Below are 10,249 nucleotides of genomic sequence, written 5' to 3'. Positions count from 1 at the left end.
TTTAAATTATTTGACATATCCACCACTTTAATGGTTTTGACCATATTTTTCTAATTGGGTGGTGCGTTCAGTTTAGATTATTGAATCCGCGGCTATTGTTTCGGGTAGTGTGGTGTATGCAGAAACTTCAAAAAAAGAAGATACTTGGCACGAGATATTAAGGCATTGCGATGCCGGATTAGATTCAACCTCAAGAGTATTCAAGAGGTGGTGATATAGATGATATCTCGTGCAATTCTGACGGCAATCCGAACCTCCTCAATGCGAATCGCAACGAGGATGGTTGCTGGTTGAATGCGTACTATGACAACCCTGACAACATGTGGAACCGCGACGATGGGTTCGCGTTCGTCGTTTCGCAAATCTTTTCATTTCTCTCTCGTTTTTGCGAGAGAGTTTTGTTTTTCAAGCTGCCCATTCCATCCGCCCAGCATCCGCCCAAGTTCATTCAATTTTTCAGAAAGAAAAATATATCTTTTATCATTCATAGATTTGATTTCCCAAAGTATCATGAAAAATATTTTTAAGGTATCGGTTTTTCTGATGGCTAATTTTACATAGGGTTGTTTTTCTTCGTGTTTCAAAAATGTAGCAATAGAGATAGATTCAATTGTTTCTACTAACAAAATATTTATTTTTTGTCCCAGAGTATATCTGTGTTCTGAAATGCGATATCAAAAAGTTTTTCGCGAGCATTGACCATAAAATATTACTAAATATACTGTATGAATATATACCTGATAAAAATATTATTTGGCTTTTGGATAATATTATTGGAAGTTTTTGTACAAATGCAGAACCCCCTCTAACTCCCCCTTGGAAAGGGGGAGAATCATACGGTCTGCCTCTTGGCAACTTAACCTCCCAATTATTTTCCAATATTTATATGAATAAACTTGACCAACATATAAAACATAAATTAAAAGCAAAATATTATATTCGTTATGCTGATGATTTCGTAATTTTGTCGCAAGATAAAAAATGGCTGGAAAATTTGATTCCACAAATACAAGTTTTTTTGCAAAAAGAATTAAAATTAACCCTGCATCCAAATAAAGTTTTTATCAAAACATATGCCTCCAGAGTTGATTTTTTGGGCTGGAATAATTTTTGCGATCATAGAATATTAAGAAGAAAAACAAAAGAGAGGATGTTTAGAAGAATAAAGGCAAATCCAACTAATGAAACATTGCAATCTTATTTGGGATTGTTAAGGCATGGGAATACCAAGAAGGTTCGAGAAGGATTAATTATGAGATATTGGTTGCGAAGCAATTGATTTGATATAATTTATATATATGGTAATCTCGGCGATTTTGGCAAAAACAAAAAAAGAATTTTTATATAAGGTGAAAACCATTATGCCTTATACGAATTTTGTTCAAATTGATGTTATGGATGGTATTTTTGTTCCCAATAAAACTTGGGCAGAAACAGATGAGATAGAACGGATGAAGCTATCTGTTGAGTTTGAGGCTCATTTGATGGTTAAAGAACCAGAGTTAATTATAGAAGATTGGGCGAAGGCAGGGGCCAAGCGGATTATTTTTCATATTGAAGCGACAAAAAAAGCGGACGAATGCATTCGGCAGATTAAAAAATATAAAAAAGAAGTCGGCATTGCCATAAATCCGAAAACGCCAATCAAAAAATTAAAACCATTTTTGAAAAAAATTAATTATGTCTTGGTGATGGGAGTGGACCCGGGTTTTAGTGGACAAAAATTTCAGCCTGTTACTTTGCAAAAAATAAAACAAATCAAAAAGCTTGCGCCAAAAATAAAAATCGGAGTTGATGGGGGAGTAGATCAAAAAAACGCAAAAGAGATTATGAAAGCGGGCGCCGATTTTTTATGCGCCGCCAGCGCGATTTTTAAATCAAAAAATATCGCAAGAGCGATAGAAAATTTAGAAAAATAGCGCATTCCATGCAGTTTTTAAAAAATACGCTAAAAACAGCGGATTTTTTGTATACAGAAAAAATTAGGGAGGAGTTATTAACGAGATATTGGTTATAGAAATAAATATTTGATATAATAATATTATATGCACACATCTGATAGAGAAATAAAAAAAATGGAAAAAATAGCAAATTATATTAGAAAAGATATTATAAAAATGCTATTAAAAGCCGGTTCAGGACATTCGGCCGGTCCCTTAGGTATGACGGATGTTTTTACCACGTTGTATTTTTCTGTACTCAATCATAAACCAAAACAACCAAATTGGCCCGACCGTGATAGATTAGTTTTATCCAATGGGCATATTTGCCCGGTTCAATATGCTACAATGGCGCACGCGGGTTATTTTCCAAAAAAAGAATTAATGACTTTGCGTCAATTTGGCACGCGTTTGCAAGGGCATCCGCATCGTACCGCTCTTCCGGGAATTGAAGCAACAAGCGGACCTTTAGGCGAGGGGATTTCACAGGCTGTTGGTATGGCTTATGCCGCCAGAATGGATAAGAAAAAATATAATATATATTGTTTGATGGGCGATGGAGAATTAAATGAGGGGATTGTTTGGGAGGCATTAATGTTCGCAGGCAAACAGAAGCTCGCAAATCTTACAGCGATTATTGATAGAAATAATATTCAGATTGATGGCAACACAGAAGATGTTATGCCATTAGAACCGCTTCGCGAAAAGTTTGAATCATTTGGTTGGTATGTTATTGATATAGATGGTCATAATATTACAGATATTATAGATGCTTGTAATGAAGCAAAGGCAGTGGTAGAAAGGCCGGTAATAATAATTGCGCATACAATTCCGGGTAAAGGAGTGGACTTTATGGAATACGATTTTACTTGGCATGGCAAAGTACCAAAAGAAGGCGAGGCAATGAAGGCCTTAAGTGAATTAAGGACTTTGGGTGGAAAAATTAAATCCGAACATGAATAATATGATTAATAAAAAAGCAAATCTTGTTAAAAATTTATTTGGAAAAAATATAAAGCAACTTCCTACACGGCATGGATATGGAGACGGGGTTGTTTTAGCTGGAGAAAAAAATAAAGACATCGTTGTATTGTGTTGCGATTTGACCGAATCAACCAGAAACCATCTTTTTAAACAAAAATTTCCTAATAGATTTATTGAAGTGGGAATTGCCGAACAAAATATGGCGGCAATGGCAGCCGGAATGGCGACTTGTTGCAAGGTTCCGTTTATCGCATCTTACGCAATGTTTTCTCCAGGAAGAAATTGGGAACAAATAAGAACAACGATTTGTTACAATGAAACAAATGTAAAAATTGTTGGCGCGCACGCAGGCGTGTCGGTTGGCCCCGACGGCGCAACGCATCAAGCAATAGAAGATATCGCTCTAACAAGAGTTTTGCCAAAAATGACAGTCGTCGTTCCGTGCGATTATGAAGAAGCAAAGAAAGCAACTTTGGAAATTGCAAAGATTGTTGGGCCTTGTTATATCAGATTGGGCAGAGAGGCGACTCCAATTTTTACAACATCAAAAACCCCTTTTAAAATCGGACGCGCAGAAATTTTGCGCACAGGTAAAGACGTGACTATTGTGGCATGCGGAGCGCTTGTTTATGAGGTATTAAAAGCCGCAAAAGAATTAGAAAAAGAAAAAATAGATGTGCAGGTTATTAATAACCATACAATAAAACCTTTAGATAAGAAGACATTGTTACAGGCGGCAAAAGAAACCGGCGCATTCATTACAGCTGAAGAGCATCAGAGAAACGGTGGAATGGGGTCTGCTATTTGTGAGCTTTTGGCAGAAAATTATCCAATTCCTTTAGAACGCATCGGAGTTGACGATATGTTTGGTGAGTCAGGAAAGCCGGAAGAGTTGTTAAATAAATTTGGACTTACCGCTCCATACATTATTAAGGCCATAAAAAAAGTTTTAAAAAGAAAATAATTTGATATATAAAGAATTAGCGTTTAGCCTATGACAAAGCAAAAAAATTATAAAAAAAATGGAAAGACGAGGTTTGATATTATTTCTATTGGTGACGCAACATTGGATACTTTTTTAAAATTAGAAGAAGCCATTATAGTTCCGTCTGGAGAAGAACATAATTCGATGCTTTGTCTCCCTTATGCCGATAAGATACCGATTGAGCATTTTGAACAGAGGATTGCCGGAAATGCGGCTAATAATGCCGTTGGTTCTGTTCGGCTTGGAATGAAGGCTGCTTTTTATAGCATAGTGGGAGACGATGATAGTGGAAAGAAAATTATTTCTGGCATCAAAAAGGAAGGCGTGGCAACAAAGTATGTAAAAACACATAAGAAATCAATAACAAATTATACGGTCGTCTTAAATTATAACGGAGAACGAACGCAACTTATTTATAGAGTAAATAGAGATTATGATTTGCCGAAACTTAATAAAGCAAAATGGGTTTATTATACGGCAGTTGGAAAAAATCATATTCACTTGGAGAGCGATATTGTAGAATATGTAAAAAAGTCAGGCGCATGCTTAGCTTTTAATCCTGGCGCATATCAACTAAAACGTGGGGCAAAAAAATTGTCGCCGGTTTTAAAAGCAACAAAAGTGTTATTCGTTAATAAAGAAGAGGCATATAAATTAGTGGGCAGGTTTGAAAATATGGAAGACTTGTTAAAGGAGTTGCAGACATTAGGACCTCAAATAATTGTAGTGACAGATGGTTCGAAGGGCGCCTATTCTTGTGGTGATAAAAAATGTTATAGAATGGGAGTTTTTCCGGTGAAGGTAGTTGAAATGACGGGTGCGGGAGACGCTTTTGCAACCGGTTTTGTTGCCGCTCTTCATTATAAAAAAGGCGTTGACGAAGCGTTGCGTTGGGGAACTGCGAACTCTACTTCGGTTATTTCCAGCATTGGTCCGCAAGATGGACTGCTCTCAAAGGTAGGAATAGAAAAACTCTTAAAAAAATATTTAAAAATAAAACCAAGAAAAATATAAAAATCCTGATTCAGGATTTTTATTCACTTGACAAAAAAGACCAATTATTGTATTTTGTTGATAGTCGAAGATGGAGGAAAGAGATGGGACAATTTTTGGGAGGAAAAAGGCGGTTATTGCCCACAGAATTATATTCGGCAGTTATTGATTCTTGGGAAAGATCTTTACAGATAAGTGGAGATAGACAAAATGGCTCTTATGAGTTATCTGGTGTTCGCGGATGTGTGATAATGAGTTCATCCGTTTCTCATGCGGGATTTTTTAATCTCAAAGTTTTGCGTTTAGCCGATGAAAAAGTGGTGCGTCTGTCAATTCACGGTGGAGAAGATGGAAAGATTGGTGCGCCAGAGCTTATCGCGTCCGGTGTTTTATCTCCAAGTGGAAAATATCCAACAGAACCGTTGGAAGGAGTGAAGCGTTTTTTGATAGATATTGCTTTGCATTTTGAGATTATTTTGGAAAGAGATATTCAAGAAGGTCTTGGCCTTAACGATGTGTCGTCTTTGATTTTTTAGCAGCAGAATAGTGCTGCTTTTTTATTTGTGGTAAAATATAATAAGAATAAAAATTAATCATTTGTTATATGTTAGTGACATTAAAAAAGGTTTTAACTGATGCAGAACGGGGCAAATACGCAGTGCCTGCTTTTAATATAAACAACATGGAGATACTGCAGGCAATAATACGTGGAGTAGTAAAGCTAAAATCGCCGGTAATTATACAGACTTCGGAAGGAGCTATACAATATGCGGGAATGGATTATTTAGTGGCAATGGTTAATGTTGCAGCAAAAGCATCTGTGCCGGTTGTTTTACATCTTGATCACGGAAAGGACCTAAAAGTTATAAAACAGGCAATTGATTCCGGTTATACTTCGGTAATGATAGATGCTTCAACTTTTCCATATGGACAAAATATAAAAAAGACAAAAGAGGTTGTAGCGATGGCTCATAGAAAAGGTGTTAGCGTTGAAGCGGAAATCGGCGCAATAGAGGGAATTGAAGATTTGGTCTCAGTAAGTGAAAAGCAAGCTTTTTTTACAGACCCTGAACAAGCAAAGGATTTTGTAAAGAAAACCGGATGTGATGCGCTGGCTATATCAATCGGCACAGCGCATGGACCTTGCAAATTTAAGGGAAAGCCAAGGCTTGATTTTAATCGATTGAAAGAAATAAAAGAATTGGTAAAAGTTCCGTTGGTTTTGCATGGAGCGAGTCAAGTAGATCAAAAGTATGTGCAAAAAGCAAAAAAATATGGCGCAAAACTGACTAATGCGCGAGGTTTGGGTGACATTTTATTAAAAAACGCAATAAAATTTGGTATTAGAAAAGTAAATACAGATACTGATTTGCGCTTGGCATTTAATGCGACGCTTCGCGAAACAGTCGCAAAAGATAAGGGCGCTTATGATCCGCGAAAATTGCTTGGACCTGCTCGTGATGAATTGCAACGTGCGGTAGAGCATAGAATAATAGTTTGTGGGAGCAGAAATAAAGTATAAATAATTATGATATATAGAAAACCAATTTGTTAAATATGTCGAAGATAATTACAATTGGTAGCGCTACTTTGGATGTTTATTTAAAAAGTAGCGCATTTAAAGAAATGAAATCAGAAAAATTTGTAACCGGCATTGGAGAGTGTCTTGCTTTGGGTTCTAAAAACGAAGTGCAAGAAGTTTTTATTGATACCGGAGGAGGAGCAACAAATTGTGCTGTAACTTTTGTTAATTTGGGAATGGATGTTTCTGTGATGACGCGGATTGGAAATGATTTATTTGGTGGCGAGATAGAACGTACGTTAAAAGAAAAGAGAATTAATACTGCACTTTTGCAAAAAGATAAGAATAGGCAGACATCTTATTCCACTCTTTTGCTTTTGGGTACGGGTCAGCGAAGCATTTTGGTTTATCGCGGAGCAAGCAATGCATTGGATTTTTTACCTAAAGGAGAGAAGCCGGATTGGTTTTATATGACATCTCTTGGCGGAAACATAAAACTTCTTTCCAAAATTTTGGTTTACGCTAAGAAGAATAAGATAAAAATGATGTATAATCCCGGCGGAGGAGAATTGAAACAGGGACTTTCGAAATTAAAAAAATATTTTCATGGGCTTGAGGTTTTAAATTTGAATAGAGAAGAAGCTGCGTTGCTTTGTGAAACGAAATATGAAAATATGAATATAATTATAAAAAAATTAAAAGGTGTGGCGCCATATGTCGTTATAACCGATGGACCAAAAGGAGCCTTTTGTCTGCAAAAAAACGAACTGTGGTTTGCACCAAGTTTGGGTACAAGGCCAGTAAATACTACCGGAGCAGGCGATGCATTTGGCTCGGGTTTTTGTTCCGGGCTGATGCTTAAAAATAATCTTGATTATGCTTTACGTTTGGGCATTTTAAACTCCGATGGTGTGATAAAAAAAATGGGAGCAAAAAATGGCTTGCTGACAGAATTTCCCAATAAAATACAACTCAATAAAGTAAAAATCAGAAAAGAAAAAATCCCGACATAAATGTCGGGATTTTGGTTATCTTTCAAGCTGAAGTATTTTATATAGATCTCCAACAGCGTTTATTACTTCTTTATTAACTTGTTCTGCCAAATCTTTGCGTTCTGCTTTGGTTGCTAAAGCCGAAGGATTTTCTTTTTGTATTTTTTCAGCAAATACAGCCAATAGACAGACTTTTAACATATCAACAGCTTCAATCGCTTTATCAAGAGAAAATTTGGGGCCAACCCTTTCTTCAATAACAGCAAGAGCTTTTTCATCTTTAACGATAATACGAAAATAAAAACGGTAACAATCGTCTTCCAATTTATAAATAGAAACACTCAGCCATATTGCGCATAATTTTTGGATTATTGGTTTTAATTTCCGAACCATTTCTTTGGCTTGTGGGCAACTATCTAATTTTAGCGTATGAACGGCAAACTTTTTCCTGTATGGAAAATAAATATAATACAACAAATCATTATCATTGATTTTATGTTTTTTACATAACGGGCAGACGATTTGTTTTGCCATTTTTCTCTCTTCTCTTTTTGTTGTATAATTATAAATGAACTCTTCTAATAATTTAGCATATGATTTATGAGAAGTCAATATAAAAATTAATATCGTTCTATATGAAAAAAAAGAAAAAAAAGAATAAAAAAAATAAGTTTAATTTTTTTTTAGGGCGAGCAAAATGGCTTTTATCTACGGTATTTTTTATCGTCATTATCAGTTTAGCATATATAGGCGCGGTGGCGAACGAAGTTGCGTTAGGCAAGGATAACGCAAACACAGTTGCGTACTCTGTAGATAATAACGTCGATGAATACATCCAACTTGCATCCTCGGATTTACTAAAATCTTACAACCCAAATTTATCGAGAAATATTGGGGTTTATATAATGAGCAAAAAAGGCGGGCGTTGCCAAGATTATCGGAATACCCTAAAACCGGGAATTTTTGCCTTCAGGTGTAGAACTAAAAATTCAATATGGCGCGGATTTTGGACAAAAAAAATTGATGTTAAGGGTTATAGTAAATTACAGGTGCAAGCTGTTTTAGGGGTAAAGGACTACACGGGGTCTTCTGCCGGATGCACTTATTCTGGTGTAAGTCGCGAAGATGCCGTCGATTTAATTGCTTTTTCAACTGACCCGAATATTGAATTGTCGAATGAATGTAATCATGTGGTAGGCGACGATTTGTGGTGGAACCATTGCTTGGTAGCTAATAATGATGTCGGTGTTATAGCACATTGCGGAATACCACGATGTGATGCGAGTAAAAGCTGTAATATGACGCTTGATGTTGCCGGCAAAGACGTTGTTTATTTGACTTTTGCCGTGCACGACGATTGGTTCGCGGATATTGAGGGAACTTTATCCAATATGGAAATTACATTAATAAAATAAAGAAATTAAATTTATGAAGAAAAAAATTTATATTACCCGTAGGATTCCCGAAGCGGGGATAGAGATGTTAAAAGCAAAAAAGAATTTTGATGTGAAAGTCAGCCCTTATGATAGAGTTTTATCTTCACGAGAAATTATAAAAAACGCAAAAGGATGCGACGCGCTTTTATGTCTTCTAACTGACCAGATAAACGGAAAAATTTTAGATGGAATTGGAAAACAATTAAAGATTGTTGCCAATTACGCAGTCGGATTTAATAATATAAATTTGGAAGACGCAAAAAAAAGAAAGATAATGGTAACAAATACGCCGGGCAATCTAATCAGTGAATCGGTTGCAGAACATACTTTTGCCCTTATGATAGGATTGGCAAAAAGAATGGTAGAGGGAGATAACTTTATGAGGCATGGAAAATATAAGGGCTGGGGACCGATGCTTCTTTTAGGAACTGATTTGCATGATAAGACAGTTGGTATTGTTGGTTTGGGAGCAATTGGTCACGCTGTCGCTCAACGCGCATCATTAGGATTTAATATGAAGATTTTATATTATGATATAAAACGCAATCGTGAATTTGAAAATAAATATAAAGCGAAATATGTAAAAATGGACGAATTGTTAAAAAAATCTGACTTTGTCACGCTCCATGTTCCTCTCCTAAAACAGACCCATCATTTAATGAGTGAAAAACAGTTTAAATTAATGAAGAATGCTGCTTTTATAATAAATACTTCACGCGGTCCGATTATAGACGAATACGCATTGGTTTCTGCTTTAAGAAAAAAAGAAATTGCCGGCGCAGGAATTGATGTTTATGAGTGCGAGCCAAAACTTGGGTGCAAAGTAAGCAATTTAAAATATTTGCGCAAGGCAAATAATGTTATAATAACTCCGCATATTGCTTCCGCATCTTTTGAAACTAGAAGCGAAATGGCAGAAATCGCGGCGAAAAATATTATTGCCGCCTTATCCGGCAAAACTCCGCCGAACTTGGTAAAATAGAACTTTATAATAAGAGCCTCGCATTGCGAGGCTCTTATATTATTTATATTCGATTGAAATCTCTAGCGCGTCATCGTATTCGGACAACCCTGAAGGGTTGTCTTTTTGAAGTATCAGAGCGCCTCTATCATATACTCCGGGTTTTTGAAATTCTATTTTTCCCTCAAACTCTACATAATCTTCTGTCATCCATTCTGTTTTTGCGGTTGCATAGCTTTGAGCGATAATCAGCCCATCCCAATTAACTAAAATGATAGGGAAACTTTCTTCAAAAAACCAGGTTCCGCGCGCCCTGCCTTTTATTGTGAGCGGGCTTTCTATTTTTTGATTTTCTGTGAAGTTATATAAAATAATTTTATTTTTGTAAGATATATTTTTGGTTGATTCATTGGTTATCAAATATAAACTAACCTTT

General features: G+C 36.1%; 13 protein-coding genes. 10 read left to right on the top strand and 3 right to left on the bottom strand.

The window, feature by feature from the left end; genetic code table 11:
- Window positions 1-368: 368 nt before the first annotated feature.
- On the bottom strand, window positions 369-584 hold the full coding sequence (locus tag COU51_03705; protein PIR66496.1) for a hypothetical protein: 216 nt from the start codon (window positions 582-584) through the stop codon (window positions 369-371).
- Between the two features lie 20 nt (window positions 585-604).
- Between COU51_03705 and COU51_03700 the strand changes: the two genes are divergently transcribed.
- The 8 genes from COU51_03700 to COU51_03665 all read left to right on the top strand — a co-directional run bounded on the left by COU51_03700 (window position 605) and on the right by COU51_03665 (window position 7,437).
- A complete protein-coding gene (locus COU51_03700; GenBank protein PIR66495.1) occupies window positions 605-1,279 on the top strand; it encodes a hypothetical protein in 675 nt (224 codons plus the stop codon).
- Window positions 1,280-1,298: 19 nt separating this feature from the next.
- Window positions 1,299-1,919, top strand: coding sequence for a ribulose-phosphate 3-epimerase (locus COU51_03695; GenBank protein PIR66494.1), 621 nt, complete (start codon window positions 1,299-1,301; stop codon window positions 1,917-1,919).
- A 126-nt stretch (window positions 1,920-2,045) separates the two neighbouring features.
- The gene (locus COU51_03690; GenBank protein ID PIR66493.1) at window positions 2,046-2,903 is read left to right on the top strand and encodes a transketolase; all 858 of its coding nucleotides are present in this window, start codon (window positions 2,046-2,048) and stop codon (window positions 2,901-2,903) included.
- 1 nt (window position 2,904) lies between these two features.
- Window positions 2,905-3,888, top strand: a complete 984-nt coding sequence (locus COU51_03685; protein ID PIR66497.1) for a transketolase — start codon at window positions 2,905-2,907, stop codon at window positions 3,886-3,888.
- A 30-nt stretch (window positions 3,889-3,918) separates the two neighbouring features.
- The gene (locus COU51_03680) at window positions 3,919-4,923 is read left to right on the top strand and encodes a hypothetical protein (GenBank protein PIR66492.1); all 1,005 of its coding nucleotides are present in this window, start codon (window positions 3,919-3,921) and stop codon (window positions 4,921-4,923) included.
- A gap of 83 nt (window positions 4,924-5,006) precedes the next feature.
- Window positions 5,007-5,438 carry a hypothetical protein gene (locus COU51_03675; GenBank protein ID PIR66491.1) on the top strand — a complete coding sequence of 144 codons (432 nt, stop codon included), beginning with the start codon at window positions 5,007-5,009 and terminating at the stop codon, window positions 5,436-5,438.
- A gap of 68 nt (window positions 5,439-5,506) precedes the next feature.
- Window positions 5,507-6,424 carry a fructose-1,6-bisphosphate aldolase, class II gene (gene fba / locus COU51_03670; GenBank protein PIR66490.1) on the top strand — a complete coding sequence of 306 codons (918 nt, stop codon included), beginning with the start codon at window positions 5,507-5,509 and terminating at the stop codon, window positions 6,422-6,424.
- Window positions 6,425-6,459: 35 nt separating this feature from the next.
- Window positions 6,460-7,437 (top strand): hypothetical protein, encoded by a 978-nt coding sequence (locus tag COU51_03665; protein PIR66489.1) that lies wholly within the window; start codon window positions 6,460-6,462, stop codon window positions 7,435-7,437.
- Between the two features lie 15 nt (window positions 7,438-7,452).
- On the opposite strand, the gene COU51_03660 is transcribed toward COU51_03665, so the two are convergent.
- Window positions 7,453-8,028, bottom strand: a complete 576-nt coding sequence (locus tag COU51_03660) for a hypothetical protein (protein ID PIR66488.1) — start codon at window positions 8,026-8,028, stop codon at window positions 7,453-7,455.
- Window positions 8,029-8,051: 23 nt separating this feature from the next.
- On the opposite strand from COU51_03660, the gene COU51_03655 reads away from it, so the two are divergent.
- Window positions 8,052-8,831, top strand: coding sequence for a hypothetical protein (locus COU51_03655; protein ID PIR66487.1), 780 nt, complete (start codon window positions 8,052-8,054; stop codon window positions 8,829-8,831).
- A 13-nt stretch (window positions 8,832-8,844) separates the two neighbouring features.
- Window positions 8,845-9,834 carry a D-glycerate dehydrogenase gene (locus tag COU51_03650; GenBank protein ID PIR66486.1) on the top strand — a complete coding sequence of 330 codons (990 nt, stop codon included), beginning with the start codon at window positions 8,845-8,847 and terminating at the stop codon, window positions 9,832-9,834.
- Between the two features lie 39 nt (window positions 9,835-9,873).
- Here the strand turns inward: COU51_03650 and COU51_03645 are convergent.
- The coding region (locus COU51_03645; protein PIR66485.1) for a hypothetical protein at window positions 9,874-10,249 on the bottom strand (376 nt) is incomplete at its 5' end.

Source organism: Parcubacteria group bacterium CG10_big_fil_rev_8_21_14_0_10_36_14 (genome assembly GCA_002772895.1).
Lineage (GTDB): Bacteria > Patescibacteriota > Patescibacteriia.
This window is presented reverse-complemented; position numbering and strand designations above follow the sequence as displayed.

Bases quoted from the DNA above. Each gene is read 5' to 3' on its own strand.
- COU51_03695 (PIR66494.1), top strand. From the start codon at position 1,299: ATGGTAATCTCGGCGATTTTGGCAAAAACAAAAAAAGAATTTTTATAT.
- COU51_03690 (PIR66493.1), top strand. From the start codon at position 2,046: ATGCACACATCTGATAGAGAAATAAAAAAAATGGAAAAAATAGCAAAT.
- COU51_03685 (PIR66497.1), top strand. From the start codon at position 2,905: ATGATTAATAAAAAAGCAAATCTTGTTAAAAATTTATTTGGAAAAAAT.
- COU51_03680 (PIR66492.1), top strand. From the start codon at position 3,919: ATGACAAAGCAAAAAAATTATAAAAAAAATGGAAAGACGAGGTTTGAT.
- COU51_03675 (PIR66491.1), top strand. From the start codon at position 5,007: ATGGGACAATTTTTGGGAGGAAAAAGGCGGTTATTGCCCACAGAATTA.
- fba (PIR66490.1), top strand. From the start codon at position 5,507: ATGTTAGTGACATTAAAAAAGGTTTTAACTGATGCAGAACGGGGCAAA.
- COU51_03665 (PIR66489.1), top strand. From the start codon at position 6,460: ATGTCGAAGATAATTACAATTGGTAGCGCTACTTTGGATGTTTATTTA.
- COU51_03655 (PIR66487.1), top strand. From the start codon at position 8,052: ATGAAAAAAAAGAAAAAAAAGAATAAAAAAAATAAGTTTAATTTTTTT.
- COU51_03650 (PIR66486.1), top strand. From the start codon at position 8,845: ATGAAGAAAAAAATTTATATTACCCGTAGGATTCCCGAAGCGGGGATA.